Source organism: Pseudomonas sp. RA_35y_Pfl2_P32, from assembly GCF_963970735.1.
In the GTDB taxonomy this organism is placed as follows: Bacteria; Pseudomonadota; Gammaproteobacteria; order Pseudomonadales; family Pseudomonadaceae; genus Aquipseudomonas.
Genome location: NZ_CAXAQF010000006.1, coordinates 62,521 through 86,010, shown reverse-complemented (window position 1 = coordinate 86,010; position 23,490 = coordinate 62,521). Strand labels below are relative to the sequence as shown.

The following is a 23,490-nucleotide window of genomic DNA, read 5'->3' as shown; positions in this document are numbered from 1 at the left end:
CAAACATACAGTGATCAAACAGGGGATGACTTTACAGGCTGACTGTTCAGTTTGAACTCAAGCTCAATAACTTCTCTCGCCATGACACGCCCGCAGGCAATGCCAAAAAGTAGTTGTTAAGCAGCGACTCCCGCGCAGGATAGCTGAATCGTTCGCCACTCAACTCCAGCACCTCGCCGCCCGCGCCTTCGAGTACGCCTTGGGCTGCCGCGGTATCCCACTGGGACGTCGGCGCCAATCGCGGGTAACAATCCGCCGCACCTTCGGCCAGCAGGCAGAACTTCAACGAACTGCCGATGTTCGCCAGCTGCAACTCACCCAGGCTGGCACTCAAGCCCGCCAGCAAACGCTCTTGCTCCGGGCTGGAATGGCGGCGGCTGGCGACCACGGTAAAGGCTTCGCCTGCGGCCGGCGCCTGGCGGACCTGGATCGGCAACGCGGCGCTGTCTTTGTCGGCGCGCCAGGCGCCGAGCCCGGCACCGCCGAAGTAGCAGCGGCCATTGGTCGGCATCGACACCACCCCAAACACCACGCGTCCCTGCTCGATCAATGCGATGTTGACGGTGAACTCTTCACTGCCGGCGATGAACTCCTTGGTGCCATCCAACGGGTCCACCAGCCACCAGCGCTGCCAGCCGGCACGCACGGCCTGGGGGATATTGGCGTCTTCTTCCGACAGCACCGGGATGCTCGGGTCAAGCGCCGTCAGGCCCGCGAGAATCACATGGTGTGCAGCCAGGTCGGCGGCGGTGACCGGCGAGTCGTCGGTCTTGGTCATCACCTCGGTACCGGTGCGCCAGAACGGCAGGATCGCCTCGCCAGCCTGCAGCGCCAGCTCGACCACCGACGCCAGCAACGGGTGTGTCGGGGGTAAATTCCTCATGGCTGGAACGCTCCGCGCTGGGTCAGCAGGTCACGGGCCAGGTAGAGCGCCGCCAAGGCGCGGCCTTCGGTGAACTGCGAGTTTTGCGCCAGCGCGGCCAGTTCGCGCAGATTGACCCGATCGACTCGCATCGGCTCCGGCTCATCCCCTTCCAGGCGCTCTTCATAGAGCTCGGTGGCCAGCACCACCTGAATCTTCTGGCTCATGTAACCGGGCGACAGCGACAGCTCGGTCAGGTGCTCCAGTTGCCGCGCGCCAAAACCGGCCTCCTCCTTGAGCTCGCGCTCGGCGGCGGCCAGCACATCCTCGCCCGGCTCGATCAGGCCCTTGGGCAATGACATTTCATAGGCATCGGTGCCACCGCAGTACTCTTCGACCAGCACCGCGTGGTCGGCATCGAGCATCGCCACAATCATCACTGCGCCATACCCGGCGCCCTTGCCGACCAATCGCTCGTAGGTGCGCTCCACGCCATTGGAGAAGCGCAGTTGCACCTCTTCCACGCAAAACAGGCGGCTGGTGGCGACGATCTCGCGGGCTAGGACTTCGGGTTTTTGGCGCATAGCGGCTCCTTGGCGTGAACGGGTTACTATACCCGGCCTTTCCTGATTGTTTATGCCGGATATCTGTTTCCCGCTGGAGAAGCCTGCAATGCCCACACTGCCCTGGCGTGACATCGATACCGTTCTGCTGGATATGGACGGCACCCTGCTGGACCTGCACTACGACAACCATTTCTGGATGGAACACCTGCCCCAGCGCTACGCCGAATGGCACGGTATCAGCCGGGCCATGGCCGAGCTGGAAATGCAGCCGTTGTTCGAGCGCAACGCCGGTCAATTGCAATGGTATTGCCTGGATTTCTGGAGCAGCGAACTGCGTTTGCCGGTGCGCGAGTTGAAGCTGGAAACCGCCCACCTGATCGCCCTGCGCCCAGATGCCGATACCTTTCTGGCGGCAATCAAGCAGGCCGGCAAGCAGGTCATCCTGATTACCAACGCGCACCGCGATTCGTTGTCGTTGAAACTGGAAAGGATCGAACTGGCGCCCTACTTCGAACGCTTGATCAGCTCCCACGACTATGGCTTCCCCAAGGAGAGCCAGCAGTTCTGGGATGCGTTGCAGGCCGACATCGGCTTCGAGCCAAGCCGCAGCCTGTTCATCGATGACACCTTGCCGATCCTGCGCAGTGCGCGGGAGTTTGGTGTGGCGCATTTACTGGCCGTCAGCGTGCCGGATAGTCGCAAGGGGCCCAAGGACACGGCCGAGTTCGCCGCGGTGGGGGATTATCAAGCGCTTATTGCTGGGCTTTAGACCTAGTCGACGGCATCGCGAGCAAGCGGAGCGCCGCTTGCTCGCGATAGCGGTCTTAAGCGTTACTCAGGAATACGCAACGACTGCCCCGGGTAAATCTTGTTCACATCCTTGAGCATCGGCTTGTTGGCATCAAAGATTTTTTGATACTTGTTGGCATCTCCATACACACGCAAGGAGATCGCGCTAAGGGTGTCGCCCTTCACGACCGTCACAAATGTAGCGGCCTTGACCACAGGACCAGTCACCGTGATCTGGTCATCGACACTGCCGACGCCGGCAATGTTGCCCACCGCCAGGAGGATCTTCTCTTTCTCTTCCTGACTGCTGACTTCGCCCGTCACAGTCACCTTGTCGCCATCCACCGTGGCCTGCACATTCGGATTGCCCAGGCCGACCTTCGCGATGTGATCCTTCAACTGCTCGCTCGCATTGGCGTTACCCGGTGTCAGCAGATCAATCAGTTTTTCGCCTGCTTCTTTCACAAAGCTAAAAAGACTCATGGTGCACTCTCCTTGGGTTTAATAGGTCCGGTCGCGAAAGACTAGACCAACTCTGCGCAACGCGGTTCCCAATCGACCAATGACGCACATCAACCCAACCGCTAGAATCGCTCCTCATCGCGCACAGGAATGAAGATGGACATCAAGCAGCTGAAATTCCTCATCGCCCTCGACGAAACCCGCCATTTCGGCCAGGCCGCCGCGCGCTGTCACATCACCCAGCCCACCCTGTCGATGCGCTTGCGCAACCTGGAAGAAGAACTGGACCTGCCGCTGGTCAATCGCGGCCAGCGCTTCGAAGGGTTTACCGCCCCCGGTGAGCGGGTGCTGGCCTGGGCGCGCACCGTGCTGGCCGCCTATGACGGCCTGTATGCCGAAGCCGCGGCCTGCCGCGGCAACCTGGTCGGCACGCTGCGCCTGGGGGTGGTGCCGCTGTCGAGTTTCGATCCGCTGCCTTTATTGCACCAACTGCACGGCGAACACCCGAACCTGCGCTTCGAGCTGTCGGCCCTGAGTTCCGAGCAAATCCTCGAACAACTGGCGAACAACCGGCTGGACCTGGGCGTGTCCTACCTCGAGCGCCTGGATGGCGAACGCTTCGACTCGCTGGCCTTCAGCGAAACCCGCATGGGCCTGCTCTATGACCAGCGCTTCTTCACCTTCGGCGAGACGCCTTTGAGCTGGGAGGCGCTGATCGAGTTGCCCCTGGGCATGCTCACCAGCGGCATGCACTTTCGCCAGTCCATCGACCACAACTTCCACAGCCGGGGCCTCAACCCGCAACCGCTGCTGCAGACCGATGCCGTTCATCAATTGTTGCAGGCCGTCCACGGTGGCCTGTGTTGCGCCATCATGCCTCTGGACGGTGGCCTGGAAGCCTTGACCGAACACCTGCGCCTGCAGCCGATTGAAAACGCGCAAACCCTCGGCCGCCTGGGGTTGATCATGCGCCGCAGCGCCCCGCGCTCGGCACTGGCGGAAGCCTGTTTTGCGATTTATCAGAGATCACAGGCCGGCTCTTGATCGACGCCATCTATCGGCAGATCAGTATTAGCGATTAGACGCGACACTTTGCCGCGCCTAGGCTTAAAGCTGGATCAACCGCCGGTACAGCCCCATGAACGCCAAGCGCCCGACCTGCGCGGTGCCTGCCTTCGACACGCCCGTGCCCGCCGCCAGTCAGAGCTACCAGTATTGCAACCTCGACCACAGCGCCAGCGCCAGCACCGCGCTCGCTGAAGAAGTCGCGCTGGCGATTGCCTACAACGGCATCAGCCAGGCGGTGATGCTGGTGACCCCCACCGACCTCGAAGACTTCATTGTCGGCTTCAGCCTGGGCAGTGGAATCGTCAGTGAGTTGAGCGATATCTACGACCTGCAACTCAGCGGCTCAGGTTCTGCGATGTACGCCCAGGTCAACATCGCCAGCCGTGCGTTCTGGAACCTCAAGCAGCAGCGTCGGCAACTGGCCGGTACCAGCGGCTGCGGCCTGTGTGGCGTCGAGGCCGTGGAGCAGGCCTTGCCGCAACTGCCCGTCTTGCCCGGTGCACCCCTGCCGCCGGCCGAATGGCTGGAGGGCCTGCGCCAACGCATCAACGCCTTCCAGCCCCTGGGCCAGCACTGCGGTGCAGTGCACGCGGCGGTGTTCATGAACAATCAGGGTGAATTGCTGCTGGGCCGCGAAGACATCGGTCGGCACAACGCCCTCGACAAGCTGATCGGCGCCCTGGTCCGGCAGGACATCCCGACGGCGGGCGGGGTGGCGATTGTCACCAGTCGCTGCAGCCTCGAACTGATCCAGAAAGCCCTGCGCGCCGGGATCCAGACCCTGGTCAGCCTGTCGTCGCCCACCGGCCTTGCCCTGCAGTGGGCGCGCCGGCACAACCTCAATCTCATCCACCTGCCGCACAAAAGTGCGCCGCGGGTGTATAGCCCTGCGATGGAGAATCAAGCGTGAGCACTCATCATCAAGCCGACCAGACACCCACCCCACGCTACAAGCCCTACAAGGGCCCGGCCGGTGGCTGGGGCGCGTTGATCAGTGTCGCCCAGGCATGGTTGACCAGCGACAACGCACTGAAGAACATCCGCATGATGCTCAAGACCAACCAGAACGGCGGGTTCGACTGCCCGGGCTGTGCCTGGGGCGATTCGCCGGAAAGCGGCATGGTCAAGTTCTGCGAAAACGGTGCCAAGGCGGTCAACTGGGAAGCCACCAAACGCCGTGTCGACGCGGCATTCTTCGCCAAGCACAGTGTCAGCGCATTGCTGGAGCAAAGCGATTACTGGCTCGAATACCAGGGCCGGCTGACCGAGCCGATGAGCTACAACGCCGAGACCGACCGTTACCAGCCCATCAGCTGGGAAGCCGCGTTCGCGCTGATCGGCCAGCACCTGCAAAACCTGTCGAGCCCGGACCAGGCCGAGTTCTACACCTCGGGCCGCGCCAGCAATGAAGCGGCCTATCTGTATCAGCTGTTTGTCCGCGCGTTTGGCACCAACAACTTCCCGGATTGCTCGAACATGTGCCACGAAGCCAGCGGCGTGGCGCTGGCGCAGAGTGTCGGGGTGGGCAAAGGCACCGTGACCTTCGATGACTTCGAACATGCCGACGCGATTTTCGTCTGGGGCCAGAACCCCGGGACCAACCATCCGCGGATGCTCGAACCGCTGCGTGAAGCGGTGAAACGCGGCGCCCAGGTGGTCTGCATCAACCCGCTCAAGGAGCGTGGCCTGGAGCGCTTCCAGCACCCGCAACACCCGATCGAAATGCTCACCAACGGCGACAAGCCGACCAACACCGCCTACTTGCGTCCGGCGCTGGGTGGCGACATGGCGTTACTGCGCGGCATGGCCAAGTTCCTCCTGCAATGGGAACGCGAAGCGCAGGGCAGCGGCGCACCCGCGGTGTTCGACCATGACTTCCTCAACGAACACACGGTCAACATCCTCGACTACCTGAGCCAGATCGACGACACCCCATGGGAGCAGATCGTCGAACAGTCCGGGCTGAGCCTGGAAGAAGTCGAGCAAGCGGCCCGCATGTACGCGGCCGGCAAGAACGTGATCATGTGCTGGGCCATGGGCATCACCCAGCACCGCCACTCGGTGCCGACCATCCAGGAAATTGCCAACCTGATGCTGCTGCGCGGCAACATCGGCCGCCCAGGCGCGGGCCTGTGCCCGGTACGCGGGCACAGCAACGTGCAAGGCGACCGGACCATGGGCATCAACGAGCGGCCACCGGTGGCATTCCTCGACGCCTTGGAGCGACGCTTCCAGTTCAAGGTGCCGCGCGACAATGGCCACAACGTGGTCGAAGCCATCCACGCGATGCTCGAAGGCCGTTCGAAAGTCTTTATCGGCCTGGGCGGCAACTTTGCCCAAGCCACGCCGGACAGCCCACGGACCTTCCAGGCCCTGAGCAACTGCGACCTCACTGTGCAGATCAGCACCAAGCTCAACCGCAGCCACCTGGCTCACGGTAAAGCCGCCTTGATCCTGCCGTGCCTGGGCCGTACCGACATCGACCTGCAAACCGAAGGGGCGCAAGCGGTGACCGTGGAAGACTCGTTCAGCATGGTCCACGCCTCCAATGGCCAGTTGAACCCACTGTCCAGGCTGATGCGCTCGGAACCCTCGATCATCGCCGGCATCGCCGCGGCCACCCTGGGCAGCACGCCCGTGGACTGGAACTGGTTGGTGGCCGACTACCGGCGCATTCGCGAATTGATTGCCGACACCATCCCGGGCTTCAAGGACTTCAACCAGAAGATCGAACACCCGGGCGGCTTCTACCTGGGCAACAGCGCCGGCGAACGGCGCTGGAACACCCCGTCAGGCCGCGCCAACTTCCGCGCCAACGCCTTGCCGCTCGACCTGGTGCACGAGCGCACCCGGGCTACCGGGCAGTTGCCGGACCTGATCATGCAGTCCATGCGTTCCCACGATCAGTACAACACCACCATCTACGGCCTTGATGACCGTTATCGTGGGGTCAAGGGCCAGCGTGATGTGCTGTTCGTCAACGAAGCCGACATCATCCGCCTGGGCTTCAAGCCAGGGCAGAAGGCTGACATTGTGTCGATCTGGGATGATGGCCGGGAGCGCCGGGTGAAGGGCTTCACCTTGCTGGCGTTCGATATTCCAGCCGGGCAAGCGGCGGCGTACTACCCGGAAGTGAACCCGTTGGTGCCACTGGAAAGCACCGGGGATGGCAGCCATACGCCGACGTCCAAGTTTGTCGCGATCCGCCTGGAAGCGGCGAGTGCCAGTGGCTTGATCATGGCCAGGTCGGCCTGAGGCCTGGCGTCGAGTTTTCGACCGCCTGCGCTTGACCAACACCCACAAAAAAGGCCGCTTTGTTAGCAAAGCGGCCTGTCCCAAGTAATTAAAGACCTGCAAAAATCAATTAAGTTCCGTAGAAAAAACAACAACTTAGCAAAATGTGCAGCGGTCGTGTTACTCGTCGGATTTCGATTGTAACCATCCTGTCACAGCCTCAGGATCGCGGCGTCATCCCTCTGAGGCTCCTCTATGAAGTTCTCCTCGATTCTCTTGTTGTCCTTTGGCCTGATCAGTGGCGTCGCGTCAGCTGGAGGCACCACCGAAGCCGGTGTGGGCGGCGCATTGGGCGGGGTTCTTGGCTCGGTGGTCGGTCAGTCACTGGGCGGCAGCACTGGCTCAACCATTGGTGCAGCACTGGGCGGTGCTGGTGGTAGCGCGGTGGGTGCGGACAAACGCAGCCGTGGCGAAGCCGCGATCGGCGGTGCGCTGGGCGCAGCCGGCGGCAACGTGGTGGGTCGCAGCGTAGGCGGTACCACGGGCAGCCTGATCGGTGCGGCAGCGGGCGGCGGTGCCGGTGGCGCGCTGGGTAACTACATGGGTAACAAAAGCGATGAATACGACCGTGACGATCGTCGCTACCGTGGCGATCGCGATGACCGTCGCTACTACCGCAACGGTCACCCCGGCCGCGGCCATGCCTATGGGCATCGCAAGCACAAGCACAAGCACTATCGCGACTGACCCCAGAGTCGCCTCACACACCCCGCACAAAAAGAATCGCAGCCCTCGGGCTGCGATTTTTCGTTTCAGGCCAGCAATCGCTCCAGCGCCTGGCGCAGCCCGGCAGGGATGCTCACCGGCTGGTTCGAAGCCCGGTCGACAAACACGTGGACAAAACGCCCTGCCGCACAGGCATCCTCCTCACCGGCCTTGAACACGGCCAGTTCGTACTGCACCGAACTGTTGCCCAGCTTGCCGATCCGCAGGCCTATGTCGATGCGCTCGGGGAACGCGATCGAGGCGAAGTAATCGCACGCCGAACTCACCACAAACCCGACCACCTCACCGTCATGGATATCCAGGCCACCGACCTCGATCAGGTAGGTGTTCACCGCGGTGTCGAAGAAGCTGTAGTAGGTCACGTTGTTCACATGACCATACACATCGTTGTCGTGCCAGCGGGTAATGATCGGCTGGAAGTGCCGGTAGTCGGCGCGTTGGGGCAGGCGGTCAGTCATGGGGGTTCTCACGCAAAGGGGCGGGCAGTGTAGTGGCTGCAGCGGGGCTCAGTCAGCCTGGTAGCGCGGCATTGGCCAGGCACATGACGATGCCACGGCCCACGGCGGCATGCTGAATCTGGAATGGCGTCTGGCTCATTGTTTGCTCTCTTGTTGGCGATCCTTAGACAGCGATCACCATAGTCAGCCGGCCAGGCTTTTTGAAGTCAATTGCGCTGAGGGGCGACATTCAGCAAATGGATGTTCCTGCAGGCAGATGGCGTTCGACCCAGTCCCGCACCTCGGCATAAGGGTAAGCCTCCAGCGCCGCAAACCCGGGAATGGACCGGGCCTTGAGCTTGGTGAACAGCGGCACGCTGATACCGCACAAAAACCGTGTCAGCCGCTCCGCGCTCGGCACCTGGGCGTTGAAGCCCTGGTGCCTGTGGATAAAATCGCCGCACAGGGCTTCGAAACTTTTATCCGCCAGCGCCGGCAGTTCGGGGGGTGCAGGCAGACGGGCAACCTGGCCATGGCACACCGAGCAGTGCCCACATTGCTCGGGCGCCTGGTTGTCGCCGAAGTACTGCGCCAGGCGATAACCCAGGCAGCGTTCCGTGGCGAACAACTCGAGCATGGCGTGGATCCGGGCAATTTCCGCGCATTCGTGCCGGGTGAAATAGCCATGCAGTTCAAGGCTCAGCGCCTGCGCATCAAAGTCGCCCTGGAGCACGCTGTAGACCTCGGTCATCTGCTTGCTTTCCAGCTCGATCCAGCCTTGTTCCTGGAAATAATCCAGGGCCTTGACCACCCGGATGCGCTCAGCCTGATGCTGCAGGTACAGCGCGTCGAAATTGACCGTGGCCCAGGTCCGTGCGCGACTGGACGTCTGGATGATGGCCTCGACGAAGTCCCGGCGCTCGCCGGTAAAGCGCGCCAACAGCGCTTCAGGTTCCAGTACAAACTTGAACCGGTACTCGGCAAAGTAGGCATAACGCGCAGCGATCAGGCGCTTGAGTTCCAGTTGAACCAGCAGGGTCTTGAGCGGCAACTGGCGGATGTTGCTGTGATCGGCCAGCGGCCCCAGCAAAAACTCCCATTGCCCGTCCGGCGCGCACGCTTGCAGCTCATCGAGCACACAGCGAATGCCCTCCAGTTCCGGGGTGTCGCCATAGACGAAGTTTTCCAGCACGTTGAGGCTGTCACGATTGGCCAGCACCAGGCAGTCGGAGGGTCCGCCGTCACGTCCGGCCCGACCGATTTCCTGGCTGTAGTTTTCGATGGATTTGGGCAGGTCGAAATGCACCACATTACGGATGTCGCTCTTGTCGATGCCCATGCCGAAGGCAATGGTGGCGACAATGCAATTGGACTGGCCACCCATGAACCGGCGTTGAATCGCTTCGCGCTGATCATGGGGTAACCCGGCGTGATACGCCTCGGCCGCAAGCCCTTGCTGACTCAGGTGCTGGGCAATCTGTTCGGCAGTTTTCTGCAAGGTCACGTAGACGATGCTGGGCTGCCCCGCACGCTCACCCAGCCACTGCACCAGGCGCCGGCGCTTGTCCTGGCCACGCACCGGTTCCACCAGCAAATTGAGGTTGGCCCGATAGAAACCGGTGGTGACCACATCGTCGGGAGCAATGGCAAACCTGGCCTGCATGTCGACGATAACCTTGGGCGTAGCGGTGGCGGTCAGCAACAAGGCCTGGGGGATGCTGAACTGGCGTTGGTAGTCCGGCAGCTTCAGATAGTCCGGGCGAAAGTTATGACCCCACTCGGAAATGCAGTGCGCCTCGTCCACCACCAGCAGCGAGATCGGTACCTGCTGCAGGAAATTGCGAAAGCGCTCGTTCTTCAGGCGCTCCACGGAAATCATCAGGATCTTCAACTCGCCGCTGCGCGCCCGCGCCATGACCTCGTTGGCGTCGTCACGGCTCTGCGCCGAATCGATACTGGCGGCGGCGATACCGTGCCGTTGCAGGAAGGCCAGTTGATCCTGCATCAACGCCAGCAGCGGCGAGACCACCAGCGTCAGGTGGGGCAACAGCAGGGCCGGCAACTGATAACACAAGGACTTGCCCGAGCCCGTGGGGAAAATCGCCGCTGCCGAGCGTCCGGCCAACACCGCGCTGACCGCCGCCTCCTGGCCGGGACGAAACTGTGGATAACCGAAGACCTGTTCGAGGGTGTTGTGCATAAGCGGTCACTCCATTGACGGTTGCGATGCCAAAAGCCTAGTGGGCGAGCGCAGCACGTCGTGAAAAGGTCGGGGGGGAAAAAGATACGAAATGATACAGGGAGAGCGTCCTATTACCCGTGGCACCGCAACTCTCCCGTATCGCGCATCTCAATGCGAAACACCCTACGCCACTTTGCCCAACTGACTCAGTCGCATCAGGCATTGCCCCTTCACGCACGTAGGAAATCCGAGTTGCGGCCAACCGCCGCAAAAAAACGCGAAACGCCTGTAGGCCGGCGTCCGATTGTTGTGTAAATCCCCTACAAAAGCCGTCCATGCCTGCCGTCTTGCAGGGCCTTGGCGCGACTCCCTATAGTTTGCAACACAACGCGACCGCCCCTGCCGTACGACGTCGCGAACGCCTACCGGAAACCAGCCATGAGTACCTTGACTCCGATCTTCGACCGCTATCGTGGGCTGAGCTCTGCCGCCGGCGACAACCCGGTACTGCTCATCGACACCCAGGCCAACCCCCAGGCCCTGCTCGACGCCGCCCAACAACGCATCCGCGCGGCCAGCAACCTGTTGGACACTTTTTACTGCCTGTGTTTTAACCAGGCGGACGTGAAGGATATTCCGCATATCGTCAACGCGTTATACCTGCTGATTCAGGACGGCAATGACTTGCTTGATGTCATGCAACAACGGATGTCGACATAAACTTGAATATGTCGATAACGCACTAAAAACCCAGCAACACTAAGCACCTTTTCAAACTTAATTATTAGAACTTAATCTGCCTGTTCATTGACTATTGAAAGGCAGTACGAAATGAGCATATTAACGGTTTATTTTTGTGGTACCGGCTCGACTAAATTTGACACTCACAACGATGCTTACTGGAACGGCGAACTTATCTCGACCCTGGCCAGCCATGAACTCGGGCGAGAGTTTGCCGAGTGGGCGGTCATAGACGGTCCTGGCAGCAGCAATCTGCAGGCCGACGAAATGTTCTTCAAGTCCGAAGCGTACGGCATCAACGGCAGCCTGTTCGGCAGCGGCTGGAAAGAAAACGTCAGGCACGCCCTGCAACTCATCAAGGGCACGAGTTCCTGGGAACGGCTCGAACTGACCGAAGAGGAATACAATCGCCTGAAGGCCGCCGGCATCCCTATTGAAGACGTTACGTCCGTCGGCTCTTGGTTATGGCGTAAATACAATTACGGCGAACGCGCTTTCACCCAACAGAAGTTACAGGAGCAAATTATCAAAATGTTCCGCAAGGACGGTGTTATCCCCACTTGCGTCAATCTTGTCGGCTGGAGTCGCGGCGCAATCAGTTGTCACATGCTGGCCAACATGATGCTCAATGACCCCGAACTTAAAAGTGTCGCGGTGAATATCTTTGCCGTCGATCCGGTCCCCGGCCCCCTCAACTTTCAGCCTGAGCGCGTGACACTCGGCGCCAACGTTAAAGACTATGTGGGTTTTTTTGCCCGTGACGAACGCTCCAAAGGGTTTTCCTGCGTCATCCCCCTCACACACAGCGGCACCAAAACCCATATCTACCCCATGGCCGGTCGCCACGGCACATTGGTCGGCAACGCTTGCGTCAAGGGCACCCTTGGCCCGAAACAACTACCGCAACCCGGCCTGATCGTTCGCCACTTCGCCGAGCGCTGCCTGACCCGCTGGGGTGTGAGGCTCGACAAGATGCTCAACCTGTCGACCTCCGAGCTGCAGAACTACCACCATGCCATCGAACAAGCCGACGCCCATTACGTGCTCATGCGCAAGGAGTCCTATACCTACTTCACCGAACAGGAACAGGGCGAGCGTTACGTCTCCCATGGCAGCAACGGCACCGCCTTCTCTTCGGTCCAGGGCCCTGCCCTGCAACCGCCGGCGGGGCTGGGCGCGAGCCTGACGTTTGAGCCGTCCAGCTACCGGGATATTCGTTGAATGGACAGCGCTTGAATCACAGGCACAAAAAAGCCGCCCCGAGGGACGGCTTTTTTTACATCAAACCGATACTTACAACTTAGGACCCGCAGCCTTGATCGCGTCGCTCACGTCGAACTTCTTGAAGTTCTCGATGAACAAGCCGGCCAGGGCCTTGGCAGCTTCGTCGTAGGCTGCTTTGTCAGCCCAGGTGTTGCGTGGGCTCAGCAGGCCAGTCTCAACGCCCGGTACGGCCACTGGCACGTCGAGGTTGATGGTGTCCAGGTGCTCGGTCTCGGCACCGATCAGAGCACCGCTCTGGATCGCTGCGATCACCGCACGGGTCGTCGGGATGTTGAAACGCTTGCCGACGCCGTAGCCACCGCCGGTCCAGCCGGTGTTGACCAGGTAGACCTTGGAGCCGAAACCGCGGATGCGCTTGATCAGCAGCTCTGCGTATTCGCCAGCCGGGCGCGGGAAGAACGGTGCGCCGAAGCAGGTGGAGAAGGTCGACTTGATGCCGCTGCCCGAACCCATTTCGGTCGAGCCCACCAGAGCGGTGTAGCCGGACAGGAAGTGGTAGGCCGCTTGTTCTTCGTTGAGGATCGACACAGGCGGCAGGACGCCGGTCAGGTCGCAGGTCAGGAAGATCACAGCGTTTGGCTCGCCACCCAGGTTCTGCTCGGAACGCTTGGCAACGTGCTCCAGCGGGTACGCGGCGCGGCTGTTCTGGGTCAGGCTGACATCGGCGTAGTCGGCGTGCTTGGCATCGTCGATCACGACGTTTTCCAGGACTGCACCGTGCTTGATGGCTTTCCAGATGACGGGCTCGTTCTTCTCGGACAGGTCGATGCACTTGGCATAGCAACCGCCTTCGATGTTGAACACCACGCCTTCGCCCCAGCCGTGTTCGTCGTCACCGATCAGGTAACGGCTTTCGTCGGCGGACAAGGTGGTTTTACCCGTGCCCGACAGACCGAAGAACAGGGTCACGTCGCCCTCTTCGCCGATGTTGGCGGCGCAGTGCATTGGCAGAACGTCGGCAGCCGGCAGCAGGAAGTTCTGCACCGAGAACATGGCTTTTTTCATTTCACCGGCGTAGCGCATGCCGGCGATCAGCACTTTCTTCTGGGCGAAGTTGATGATCACGCAACCATCGGAGTTGGTGCCGTCACGCTCTGGCACGCACTCGAAGTTGGCCACGTTGAGCACTTGCCACTCATCACGACCCGCCGGGTTGTACTGCGCCGGGTTGATGAACAGGCAACGACCGAACAGGTTCTGCCAGGCAGTCTGGGTGGTCATCTTCACGGCCAGGTAGTGGTCGGCAGCCGCACCAACATGTACGTGGGAAACGAAATGCTCTTGCGCGTTGTTGAATGCCTCGACGCGAGCCCACAGGGCATCGAACTTGTCGGCCGGGAACTTGCGGTTGATCGGGCCCCAGGCGATAGCGTCCTGGGTGGTCGGCTCTTCAACGATGAAACGGTCAACTGGCGAACGGCCGGTACGGTGACCGGTGCGAACAACCAGCGCGCCGGTATCGGCAAGCTCGCCTTCACCGCGACTCAAGGCTTCTTTAACCAGATCATCAACACTCAGATCGGTGTACACGGCGTTATTGGCTTGCGTCATGAGGTTCCCCGTCGGCCAGTGGCCGAGTGCTCCAAACGTTTTGTAGTAGAAAGTCCTGCACTACTACCGCGAAAAAAGTGGGCCGGATTATGCCAGAAAAGCCTGAAAAGAGTAGGGTCCTCCCGTCAGTACGGCGTTATTCCGGCCCAAAGCAGTGAATTTACCTGTGCTGAAACGTTTTAGTGACGAGTATCTGACGGCGTATCCACGCCCGCACCGGCGAACAATTGGCCGATATCGGCCGAGTCGAACAGGTAGCGCTGGTTGCAGAACTGGCAATCGATCTCGATATTGCCGCCATGTTCGACGACCAAGGCCTGGGCATCTTCCAGGCCGAGGCTGACCAGGGCATTGCCGGAACGCTCGCGGGAACAGCTGCAACGAAAGCGCAATTTCTGCACATCAAACAGGCGCACCTGCTCTTCGTGGTAGAGGCGGTGCAACACGGTTTCATTGTCCAGGCTGAGCAATTCATCGGCAGTCAGGGTGCCACCCAGTGCCGTGATGTGCTGCCAGCTGGCGGCACGCTCTTCGTCGTCTTTCAGGCGGTCGGCTGGCAGTTGCTGCAGCAGCAGGCCACGGGCCCGACGGCCATCGGCATGCAGCCAGAAGCGGGTGCCAACCTGCTGGGACATGACAAAGTAATTGGTGAAGCATTCCGACAGGGTCGCGCCATCGAGGTCGACGATGCCCTGGTAGCGCTGGCCCTGGGTTGGGTCGACGGTCAGCGCCAGCACGCCATTGGGCATCATGTCCGCCAGGGTCGCGTCAGGCGCGATCTGGTCGGCTTCGTAACGCGCCAGGCCACGGATTTCCCGCTCGCTCGAGCACTCGATCATCAACAGCGGTACCGGGCCTTCGGAACGCGCCTGAAGGATCAGCAAACCATCGAACTTCAAGGTGCCGACCAGCAGCGCCGCAGCCGCCATCAGCTCGCCAAGCATCTGCGCCACCGGCTCCGGATAGGGGTGCTTGGCAAGGACTTCGGCATAGCTGCGCTCCAGCGCAACCAGTTCGCCGCGGGTATCGCTGTCATCGAAAATGAAGCGCTGGGTGTAGTCGGTATCCGGTAGATCAGTCATAGGTCTGGGTATCTGAAGTGATGACAAAATGTGTGCAAGGGCCGAAAATCAGCTCATCGCACTATTTTGGTGCGTTATTTATCGCCATGGGAGGCATTTTATGAACAATCCGAGTCTGTTCCAAGCAAGGTGGGACCTCGGCCGATTGACGCTGTGTAATTTAGTCCCGTTGGCCCTGTTGGGTTTCTGGTTATGGCCTGCGGGACAGATGCTGTGTGTGATTTTCGACGAGTGGCTTTTTCATGTGCTCAATGCCCCCCTGGCAACCAGTCCGACCTGGCTGCACATCTGGGCGGTCGCCAGCCTGAGGCCCTTTGACGCGGTGGTCGGGATCATCCTGCTGGCGCTGCTGATTCGCGGTAACTGGGTGTTCAAGGCCGGCGATGTACGCCGCGCTTTTTTTGGCTTCTTCGCCATTCTGTTGTTGATGCTGGTGATCCGTACCCTGTTCTCCAAAGTCGCCGCGCACCTGGGTTGGCAACACCAGAGCCCATCGATGGTGATCGCCGGCGCGGTGCAAATGAGCGACTACTTCCCGGGCCTGGAAAAAACCTGGGAGCTCAAGGACCGCTCCAGCCAGAGCTTTCCCGGGGACCATGCCTCGGTGCTGATGATCTGGGCTCTGTTCATGGGCTTGTTCAGCCGTACCCTGGGGCAATGGCTGACGATCTGGAGCCTGGCCCTGCTGTTCATGCTGCCGCGCCTGGTGGCTGGCGCCCACTGGGGTCAGGACGACTACATCGGCGGCATGCTGCTGGCAGTCTGGGCATTGGGTTGGGGTTACTACACGCCGTTCGCTGCCAGGGCATCCGAACTGTTAATGCGGCTGACCGCGCCACTTTTCAAGTTGTTGGGCCAGTTGCCGGTGGTTTCGCGGATGAGTGTTGTACAAGGTGCTCCCGCCAACTGAGGCAATGATCGCTGCAAGGATCGCCACCTGCAGGCAGCGATCCTTGATCCGCTATTCGTGGCTGCTGCCGTGAAACTTGAACAGGTCACGGCGCTGTTTCTTGCTCGGCTTGCCGTCGGTGGTGACACTCAGGGCGCCGGCCTTGCGCAGTGCCGCGGCATTCTCGCGCTTGGCGATACTGGCGTCGGTCTCCGCATACAACGCCTGGGCCTCCGGAGCGCCACGCCGGACGATCGATAGGGCCTGGACCACCACCGTGCGCTCTTCAAACCCGATGCGGATCTGAAACTCGTCACCGACCCGCGGTTCCTTGCCCGGCTTGCAGCGCTCCCCTCGACAATGCACCTTGCCACTCTCGATGGCGGCCTTGGCCAGCGCGCGGGTTTTGTAAAAGCGCGCCGCCCACAACCACTTATCGAGACGGACCTTGTCGTCCTCTTCGCTTTTTTGTGCCATGGGTTTTCCTCATTCTGAAATATTTCTGAACTGTACTACCGTTTCTGTCATGCCATGGTTTTCACCGCCGCAGCATACAATGCCCCCCTCCTCGGGCTGCACACGAGGACTGGCAATCCGGGCTGTAGATATCTGTCGCCTTTTAACCACTATTCTGCGTGAATACCGCCCATTCGGCCCCGTTGCGGTGCGAGCGGTATCTCACCGGTTGAGCACATTTGAAGACATTTGACCATTTGACCGTTGTCGGTCTGCGCGAGTGGGTGGCGCTTCCTGATTTGGGAGTCGCGGGCCTGCGAGCAAAAATCGACACCGGCGCCAGCACCTCCAGCCTGCACGCCACCGAGATCGAGCCGTTCGAGCGCGACGGCGAAAAGTGGGTGCGGTTTACCGCGCACCTGGGCACGGTGGTGCAGTTGCGCCACCGGCGCTGCGAAGCGCCGCTGGTGACACGAAAAACCATCAAGAGCTCCAATGGTCACGCGCAAGTACGTTACGTGATCAGCACCACCCTGGCACTCGGCGATCGGGTCTGGCGAGTCGAGTTCACCCTCGCCTGCCGCAAGTCCATGCGCTATCGCCTGCTCCTCGGCTCCAAGGCCCTGATCGACGGCCAGTTGGTGGTCAATCCCGGCATCAAGTACGTTCAAGACAAGCCGGTGTTCCCGGTGTCCACACTCTCCTCCACAGGTGTTGCATGAAGATCGCTGTGCTGTCGCGGAACCCGCGTCTGTATTCCACTCGTCGTTTGGTTGAAGCCGGGACCGAACGCGGCCATGAGATGGTGGTGATCGATACCCTGCGCGCCTATATGAACATCGCCAGTCATAAGCCGCAGATCCACTACCGCGGCAAACCCCTGGAAGGGTTCGACGCCGTGATCCCGCGGATCGGCGCATCGGTGACCTTTTATGGCTGCGCGGTGTTGCGCCAGTTCGAAATGATGGGCGTGTACCCCCTCAACGAGTCGGTGGCCATCGCCCGTTCGCGAGATAAGTTGCGCTCCCTGCAATTGCTCTCACGCCGCGGGATCGGCCTGCCGGTCACCGGCTTTGCCCACTCCCCGGACGACATCCCGGACCTGATCGACATGGTCAATGGGGCGCCGCTGGTGATCAAAGTGCTGGAGGGGACCCAAGGCATCGGCGTGGTGCTGTGCGAAACGGCGACCGCCGCCGAGTCGGTGATCGAGGCGTTCATGGGCCTCAAGCAGAACATCATGGTCCAGGAGTACATCAAGGAAGCCGGTGGCGCGGACATCCGCTGCTTCGTGGTCGGCGACAAGGTGATTGCCGCGATGAAGCGTCAGGCCAAACCGGGCGAGTTCCGTTCCAACCTGCACCGCGGCGGCAGCGCCAGCCTGATCAAGATCACCCCCGAAGAACGCATGACGGCATTGCGCGCGGCAAAGGTCATGGGCCTGGCGGTGGCCGGCGTTGACATCCTGCGCTCCAACCACGGACCGCTGGTGATGGAAGTGAACTCCTCGCCAGGCCTGGAGGGGATCGAAACCACCACCAGCAAGGACGTGGCGGGGATGATCATCCAGCACCTGGAGAAGAACGGTGGACCGAACATGACCCGGACCAAAGGGAAAGGGTGAGGGAGCCGCTACAAGCTACAAGAGGACCTCTGCGGCTCCTCTCTTGTAGCTTGAAACTTGAAGCTGCGTCTAAACTGCATCCCGAGGCAACATCAACCCCAACGGCAACCGCACCCGCGCTTCCAGGCCACCGCCGGAGCGGTTGCGCAGCTCGACATTGCCACCGTGCATCGACGCAATGCGCTTGACGATGGCCAAGCCCAATCCGGTGCCCTTGCCCCCCCGGGCACGGTCGCCACGGGTGAACGGGTTGAAGATCGCCTCCAGCTCCGCGGGATCGATGCCGGCCCCGCGATCCATGACGCTCAGCACCACGTACGGCGCGCTGACATCTCCCGAGACATAGGCCGCCACCTCCACATCGCTGCCCGCGTGATTCAAGGCGTTACCGATCAGGTTGTTCAGCAGGCGCTTCATCGACACCCGGCGTAACGGGAACGGCTGGATCGGCTCCAGGCGCAGGCGCACGCGCTCTTCGTTCTGGTTGTAGGGCGCCGCCACTTCACGCACCAGGTCGCTCAGGTCGACCTCTTCCACCGACTCGTCGCGACCATCACGAATGAAGGCCAGGAACTGGTCGAGAATCGCGTCCATGTCCTCGATGTCGCGCACCATATCGTCCGTCAGGTCGTTGTGACCGCCCATCAGTTCCAGGGACAGGCGCAAGCGGGTCAAGGGGGTGCGCAGGTCATGGGAGACCCCCGCCAGCATCAGCTCGCGCTCACGCCCCGCCTGCTCGACATCCTCGGCCATCTGGTTGAAGGCCCGATACACCTCGGCCATCTCGCTCGGCGTATCGCTGATCGGCAGCCGTACGCTGCGCCCCTGCCCCAGTTGCCGCGCGGCATCCACCAGGCGCTTGAGCGGCTGGTTGAGCTGGCTGACAAAGATCCACGCCGAGGCGGTCGATAGCAGCCCGATGGCGAGGAACCAGCCCAGTACGCTCCAGATTTTCTGGCCCCGCAGCGGATGCGGGTACAGCGGCACTTTCAGCCAGCCATCGCCCAGGCTTGGCGCCCGCACCCAAAGCGCCGGTGGCGCGTGCATGCGCAGGCGCACCTCGGTATCGCCGCCCAGTTCGGCCTGCATCTGGCGCTGGTAGATTTCACTGTAGGGCCAATGCTGTTCACCCTCGGGCACGCCAGCGCCCACCACGCGGATCAGTCCGGCGGCGTCGGCAATTTTGGTTCGGTTGTCTTCGTCGGCGGCCCAGTACGCGCGCAGCGTCAGGGCGACCCCGTGACTGTATTGGCGATCCACCAGCACGTCCTCGTTCATCAACAGATAAACCAGGGTCAGCGCCTTGGAAAACAGCACGACGATCAGCACCAGCCAGAGGGTGCGAGAGAAGAAACTCTGGGGGAACCACACGGGGGTTTTCATAGGAAACAGCTACACACTTTGCAGGAGCGAGAAGACTCGCAGAGTTGCGGATCACTAATCAACCGGATAACTCACTATCCGGTCGACTCGCTCCTACAAATCGCCGATCACTTGGTCGCAGTGCCGTCCGGAACGAACACGTAGCCCACACCCCAGACAGTCTGGATGTAACGCGGCTTGGAGGGGTCGGGTTCGATCATCCGGCGCAGGCGGGAGATCTGTACATCGATGGAACGCTCCAGGGCATCCCATTCGCGGCCACGGGCCAGGTTCATCAGTTTGTCGCGGGTCAGCGGTTGGCGCGCGTTCATCACCAATGCCTTGAGTACTGCAAACTCACCGGTGGTGAGCATGTGTACTTCATCGCCGCGCTTGAGTTCGCGGGTGGCCAGGGACAACTCGTAGTCACCGAAGCTCACGCTTTCGTCTTCGCTGCCCGGCGCGCCCGGGACCGGCGCCGACTGGCGACGCAACACGGCCTTGACGCGAGCCATCAGCTCGTCCGGGTTGAACGGCTTGGCCAGGTAATCATCGGCACCCAGTTCCAGGCCCTTGATACGGCTCAGCTCGTCGCCCTTGGCGGTGAGCATGATGATCGGGATCTGGTTGTTCGCGCCACGCAGGCGGCGGCAGGCGGTCAGACCGTCTTCACCCGGCAACATCAGGTCAAGGACGACCAGATTGAACACTTCACGGGCCAGCAGACGATCCATCTGTTCGGTGTTCGGTACGGCGCGGGCACGGTAGCCCTTGCTGACGAAAAAACGTTCCAGCAGGCTGCTGAGCCCCGGATCGTCGTCAACGATTAGAATTTTTTCGCCTTCAGCAGTTTGTGCAGTGCTGCTCATTGGATGCTCCTTTGATCTCGGCGCGCATTATGGCGTAGCTGCCGTTATACGCACCGTGTGCATTGTTAGCAGATTTTTCCTCTGCCGCCAGCGATACAGGCATTGTGCCTACAGGTTGCTTTAGCCCCCGAAGCTCGGAACGCTGGTTATAATGCGCGGCCTTTTGTGTCAGGCAACGTCAGATCGTTACCGTCTGTGGCGGCTGTTTATTTTTGCGTGCCGGGCAGTAATTTTTCGATTTCACGGGTCAATGGGATGCCTTTTGATCCAGGTAGCGGCGCAGGCCAGGCCGCTCAACCAGTCTCGCCGGGCCTAGTCACTGCGCCCGCGAGCCTGCTTTCACAATTTGTCAGGTGGTTTTATGGACAGCATCAACAGCCGCATCGCCGAGGAACTCGGTGTCCGCCCACAACAGGTCGAAGCGGCCGTCGCGCTACTCGATGAAGGCTCCACGGTGCCCTTTATCGCCCGCTACCGGAAAGAAGTGACCGGCAGCCTCGATGACATCCAGTTGCGACACCTGGAAGAGCGCCTGCGCTACCTGCGAGAACTCGACGAACGGCGCATCAGCATCCTGGCCAGCATCCAGGAGCAAGGCAAGCTGACCCCTGCACTTGAGCGTGACATCCAGCTCGCCGACACCAAGACCCGCCTCGAAGACCTGTACCTGCCGTACAAGCAGAAGCGCCGCACCAAGGGCCAGATCGCCCTGGAAGCCGGCCTCGGCGAGCTGGCCGACGGCCTGTTCAATGACCCGACCCTCGTGCCCGACACCGAAGCCGCGCGCTTCGTCGATGCCGACAAAGGCGTGGCCGACGTCAAGGCGGCCCTCGAAGGCGCCAAGTACATCCTCATGGAGCGCTTCGCCGAAGACGCCAACCTGCTGGACAAGTTGCGCAGCTACCTCAAGCAGGAAGCCACCCTCAGTGCCCGCGTGATCGCCGGCAAGGAAGAGGAAGGTGCCAAGTTCCGCGATTACTTCGAACACGATGAACCGCTCAAGAGCATGCCGTCGCACCGCGCCCTGGCGATTTTCCGTGGCCGCAACGAAGGCATCCTGAGTTCCGCGCTGAAAGTCGGCGACGAACTGCCGGGCACCATGCACCCGTGCGAAGGCATGATCGGCCAGCAATTCGGCATCGCCAACCAGAACCGTCCAGCCGACAAATGGCTGGGCGAAGTGGTGCGCTGGACCTGGAAGGTCAAGCTCTACACCCACCTGGAAACCGACCTGCTGGGCGAGCTGCGTGACGGCGCCGAGACCGAAGCCATCAACGTCTTTGCCCACAACCTGCACGACCTGCTGCTGGCCGCCCCGGCCGGCCCGCGTGCCACCCTGGGCCTGGACCCGGGCCTGCGCACCGGCTGCAAGATCGCGGTGGTCGACTCCACCGGCAAGATGCTCGACCACGCCACGGTCTACCCGCACGTGCCGCACAACAAGTGGGACCAGACCATCGCGGTGCTGGCAGCCTTGTGCGCCAAGCACTCGGTTGACCTGATCGCCATCGGCAACGGCACCGCCAGCCGGGAAACCGACAAACTGGCCGCCGACCTGATCAAAAAATACCCAGCGATGAAAATGACCAAGGTCATGGTCTCCGAAGCCGGTGCGTCGGTGTACTCGGCCTCGGAGCTGGCCTCCAAGGAGTTCCCGGATCTCGACGTGTCGATCCGTGGCGCGGTGTCGATTGCCCGGCGCCTGCAGGACCCACTGGCGGAGCTGGTGAAGATCGATCCGAAGTCGATCGGCGTCGGTCAGTACCAGCACGACGTGTCGCAGCTGAAACTGGCGCGCGGCCTGGACGCAGTGGTCGAAGACTGCGTGAACGCCGTGGGGGTCGACGTCAACACGGCCTCCGTGGCGCTGCTGGCGCGCATCTCCGGTCTCAACGCGACCCTGGCGCAGAACATCGTCAGCCACCGCGACGAGCACGGCGCATTCAAGACCCGCGCCGCGCTGAAGAAGGTCGCCCGCCTGGGCGAAAAAACCTTCGAACAAGCCGCCGGTTTCCTGCGTGTGATGAACGGCGACAACCCGCTGGACTCCTCGGCGGTGCACCCGGAAGCCTATCCGCTGGTACAGCGCATTGCCGCGGAGACCGACCGTGATATCCGCTCGCTGATTGGCGACGCAAGCTTCCTCAAGCGCCTGGACCCGAAGAAATACACCGACGAAACCTTCGGCCTGCCCACCGTCACCGACATCCTGCAAGAGCTGGAAAAACCTGGCCGCGACCCGCGTCCCGAGTTCAAGACCGCTGAGTTCCAGGAAGGCGTCGAAGACCTCAAGGACCTGCAGCTTGGGATGATCCTCGAAGGCGTGGTGACCAACGTGACCAACTTTGGCGCATTCGTGGACATCGGCGTGCATCAAGACGGTTTGGTGCACATCTCTGCACTTTCCGAGAAGTTCATCAAGGACCCACGGGAAGCGGTGAAAGCCGGTGACGTGGTCAAGGTCAAGGTCATGGAAGTCGACATCCCGCGTAAACGCGTGGGCCTGTCGATGCGCATGAGCGATACCCCCGGCGAGAAGATCGACGGTGCTCGTGGTGCACGCCCAGGCTCGGCCCCGCGCCAGTCGTCGAACAACGCACCACGCAAGGAAACCCCGGCAGCCGCACCGAGCAACAACGCCATGGCGTCGTTGTTTGCCAACGCCAAGCAGTTGAAGAAACGCTGATGGAGGTCCCTGCCGGGTTGTCCGAAAGCGCCTTTTTCAAGCTCTTGGGTTGCCGTTTGCACAGCCTGGAAACCGGGGTGGCGCAAGTCGCCCTGGCCCTTGCGCCCGAGCTGCGCAATCGGGGTAACAAGCTGCACGGTGGGGCCCTGTTCAGCCTGGTGGACATTGCCATGGGGCTGGCCTGTTCCAGCGTGCATGGCTTTGACCAGCAGAGCGCGACCATCGAATGCAAGATCAACTACATCCGCGCCGTCTCCGACGGCGAGGTGCTGTGCACGGCGCGGGTGCTGCACCCGGGCCGGCGCACGCTGGTGGTCGAGGCCGACGTGATGCAGGGCGACAAACTGGTCGCAAAAGCACAAGGCACGTTCGCTGTCCTGTAGCGAGTGGTCATCAATTTGAGTTAATTTCGGCGCTATGAAACCTGTAGGAGCGAGCTTGCTCGCGATGGCGGTGTGTCAGACGACGTTAATGTTGACTGAGACGCCCTCATCGCGAGCAAGCTCGCTCCCACAGGGATTGTGCAGTTGCTGACTGACCGGCACATGGCCTGTGCAGCT

General features: G+C 61.3%; 22 protein-coding genes. 12 read left to right on the top strand and 10 right to left on the bottom strand.

The window, feature by feature from the left end; translation table 11 throughout:
• Nucleotides 1-46: 46 nt before the first annotated feature.
• The gene (gene cysQ, locus AACY45_RS07615; RefSeq protein WP_339544880.1) at nucleotides 47-883 is read right to left on the bottom strand and encodes a 3'(2'),5'-bisphosphate nucleotidase CysQ; all 837 of its coding nucleotides are present in this window, start codon (nucleotides 881-883) and stop codon (nucleotides 47-49) included.
• Nucleotides 880-1,446, bottom strand: a complete 567-nt coding sequence (gene nudE / locus AACY45_RS07610) for an ADP compounds hydrolase NudE (RefSeq protein ID WP_339544879.1) — start codon at nucleotides 1,444-1,446, stop codon at nucleotides 880-882. The genes cysQ and nudE overlap by 4 nt, the downstream gene beginning before the upstream one ends.
• An 88-nt stretch (nucleotides 1,447-1,534) precedes the next feature.
• Here nudE and yrfG point away from each other — a divergent pair, with 88 nt between their 5' ends.
• Nucleotides 1,535-2,197 carry a GMP/IMP nucleotidase gene (gene yrfG, locus AACY45_RS07605; RefSeq protein WP_339544878.1) on the top strand — a complete coding sequence of 221 codons (663 nt, stop codon included), beginning with the start codon at nucleotides 1,535-1,537 and terminating at the stop codon, nucleotides 2,195-2,197.
• 62 nt (nucleotides 2,198-2,259) lie between these two features.
• On the opposite strand, the gene lysM is transcribed toward yrfG, so the two are convergent.
• Nucleotides 2,260-2,700 carry a peptidoglycan-binding protein LysM gene (gene lysM, locus AACY45_RS07600; RefSeq protein WP_339544877.1) on the bottom strand — a complete coding sequence of 147 codons (441 nt, stop codon included), beginning with the start codon at nucleotides 2,698-2,700 and terminating at the stop codon, nucleotides 2,260-2,262.
• Nucleotides 2,701-2,835: 135 nt separating this feature from the next.
• Between lysM and AACY45_RS07595 the strand changes: the two genes are divergently transcribed.
• From AACY45_RS07595 to AACY45_RS07580, 4 genes are all read left to right on the top strand, one after another.
• Nucleotides 2,836-3,723 carry a LysR family transcriptional regulator gene (locus tag AACY45_RS07595; protein ID WP_339544876.1) on the top strand — a complete coding sequence of 296 codons (888 nt, stop codon included), beginning with the start codon at nucleotides 2,836-2,838 and terminating at the stop codon, nucleotides 3,721-3,723.
• A gap of 94 nt (nucleotides 3,724-3,817) precedes the next feature.
• Nucleotides 3,818-4,657: a formate dehydrogenase accessory sulfurtransferase FdhD gene (gene fdhD / locus AACY45_RS07590; protein WP_339544875.1), complete on the top strand. Its 840-nt coding sequence runs from the start codon at nucleotides 3,818-3,820 to the stop codon at nucleotides 4,655-4,657.
• A complete protein-coding gene (locus tag AACY45_RS07585) occupies nucleotides 4,654-7,002 on the top strand; it encodes an FdhF/YdeP family oxidoreductase (RefSeq protein ID WP_339544874.1) in 2,349 nt (782 codons plus the stop codon). The genes fdhD and AACY45_RS07585 overlap by 4 nt, the downstream gene beginning before the upstream one ends.
• 234 nt (nucleotides 7,003-7,236) lie before the next feature.
• On the top strand, nucleotides 7,237-7,728 hold the full coding sequence (locus AACY45_RS07580) for a glycine zipper domain-containing protein (protein WP_339544873.1): 492 nt from the start codon (nucleotides 7,237-7,239) through the stop codon (nucleotides 7,726-7,728).
• Between the two features lie 65 nt (nucleotides 7,729-7,793).
• Here AACY45_RS07580 and AACY45_RS07575 read toward each other — a convergent pair whose 3' ends face one another.
• Together AACY45_RS07575 and AACY45_RS07570 are read right to left on the bottom strand one after the other, a co-directional pair.
• Nucleotides 7,794-8,225, bottom strand: coding sequence for an acyl-CoA thioesterase (locus AACY45_RS07575; RefSeq protein WP_339544872.1), 432 nt, complete (start codon nucleotides 8,223-8,225; stop codon nucleotides 7,794-7,796).
• 229 nt (nucleotides 8,226-8,454) lie between these two features.
• The gene (locus AACY45_RS07570) at nucleotides 8,455-10,404 is read right to left on the bottom strand and encodes a RecQ family ATP-dependent DNA helicase (protein WP_339544871.1); all 1,950 of its coding nucleotides are present in this window, start codon (nucleotides 10,402-10,404) and stop codon (nucleotides 8,455-8,457) included.
• 420 nt (nucleotides 10,405-10,824) lie between these two features.
• Between AACY45_RS07570 and AACY45_RS07565 the strand changes: the two genes are divergently transcribed.
• Together AACY45_RS07565 and AACY45_RS07560 are read left to right on the top strand one after the other, a co-directional pair.
• Nucleotides 10,825-11,106 (top strand): hypothetical protein, encoded by a 282-nt coding sequence (locus AACY45_RS07565; protein ID WP_339544870.1) that lies wholly within the window; start codon nucleotides 10,825-10,827, stop codon nucleotides 11,104-11,106.
• Nucleotides 11,107-11,217: 111 nt separating this feature from the next.
• A complete protein-coding gene (locus tag AACY45_RS07560) occupies nucleotides 11,218-12,348 on the top strand; it encodes a hypothetical protein (RefSeq protein ID WP_339544869.1) in 1,131 nt (376 codons plus the stop codon).
• 72 nt (nucleotides 12,349-12,420) lie between these two features.
• Here the strand turns inward: AACY45_RS07560 and AACY45_RS07555 are convergent, their stop codons facing one another.
• Both AACY45_RS07555 and hslO read right to left on the bottom strand, forming a co-directional pair.
• On the bottom strand, nucleotides 12,421-13,962 hold the full coding sequence (locus AACY45_RS07555) for a phosphoenolpyruvate carboxykinase (RefSeq protein ID WP_339544868.1): 1,542 nt from the start codon (nucleotides 13,960-13,962) through the stop codon (nucleotides 12,421-12,423).
• A gap of 179 nt (nucleotides 13,963-14,141) precedes the next feature.
• Complete coding sequence (hslO, locus tag AACY45_RS07550; RefSeq protein ID WP_339544867.1) at nucleotides 14,142-15,044, bottom strand: Hsp33 family molecular chaperone HslO; 903 nt, start codon at nucleotides 15,042-15,044, stop codon at nucleotides 14,142-14,144.
• 100 nt (nucleotides 15,045-15,144) lie between these two features.
• Here hslO and AACY45_RS07545 point away from each other — a divergent pair, with 100 nt between their 5' ends.
• Nucleotides 15,145-15,954 (top strand): phosphatase PAP2 family protein, encoded by an 810-nt coding sequence (locus AACY45_RS07545; RefSeq protein ID WP_339544866.1) that lies wholly within the window; start codon nucleotides 15,145-15,147, stop codon nucleotides 15,952-15,954.
• 51 nt (nucleotides 15,955-16,005) lie between these two features.
• On the opposite strand, the gene AACY45_RS07540 is transcribed toward AACY45_RS07545, so the two are convergent.
• Nucleotides 16,006-16,410 (bottom strand): RNA-binding S4 domain-containing protein, encoded by a 405-nt coding sequence (locus AACY45_RS07540; RefSeq protein ID WP_339544865.1) that lies wholly within the window; start codon nucleotides 16,408-16,410, stop codon nucleotides 16,006-16,008.
• A 218-nt stretch (nucleotides 16,411-16,628) separates the two neighbouring features.
• Between AACY45_RS07540 and rimB the strand changes: the two genes are divergently transcribed.
• Together rimB and rimK are read left to right on the top strand one after the other, a co-directional pair.
• Entirely contained in the window at nucleotides 16,629-17,111 is a 483-nt protein-coding gene (gene rimB / locus AACY45_RS07535; RefSeq protein WP_095167470.1) for a retropepsin-like aspartic endopeptidase RimB, read from the top strand.
• Complete coding sequence (gene rimK / locus AACY45_RS07530) at nucleotides 17,108-18,013, top strand: 30S ribosomal protein S6--L-glutamate ligase (RefSeq protein ID WP_339544864.1); 906 nt, start codon at nucleotides 17,108-17,110, stop codon at nucleotides 18,011-18,013. The genes rimB and rimK overlap by 4 nt, the downstream gene beginning before the upstream one ends.
• Before the next feature lie 69 nt (nucleotides 18,014-18,082).
• Here the strand turns inward: rimK and AACY45_RS07525 are convergent, their stop codons facing one another.
• On the bottom strand, nucleotides 18,083-19,396 hold the full coding sequence (locus AACY45_RS07525; protein ID WP_339544863.1) for an ATP-binding protein: 1,314 nt from the start codon (nucleotides 19,394-19,396) through the stop codon (nucleotides 18,083-18,085).
• A 107-nt stretch (nucleotides 19,397-19,503) separates the two neighbouring features.
• Nucleotides 19,504-20,244, bottom strand: coding sequence for an osmolarity response regulator transcription factor OmpR (gene ompR, locus AACY45_RS07520; RefSeq protein ID WP_339544862.1), 741 nt, complete (start codon nucleotides 20,242-20,244; stop codon nucleotides 19,504-19,506).
• Nucleotides 20,245-20,605: 361 nt separating this feature from the next.
• Between ompR and AACY45_RS07515 the strand changes: the two genes are divergently transcribed.
• Entirely contained in the window at nucleotides 20,606-22,930 is a 2,325-nt protein-coding gene (locus tag AACY45_RS07515) for a Tex family protein (protein ID WP_339544861.1), read from the top strand.
• On the top strand, nucleotides 22,930-23,313 hold the full coding sequence (locus AACY45_RS07510) for a PaaI family thioesterase (protein ID WP_339544860.1): 384 nt from the start codon (nucleotides 22,930-22,932) through the stop codon (nucleotides 23,311-23,313). Before AACY45_RS07515 ends, AACY45_RS07510 begins: the two co-directional genes overlap by 1 nt.
• The last annotated feature ends 177 nt before the right edge of the window (nucleotides 23,314-23,490 follow it).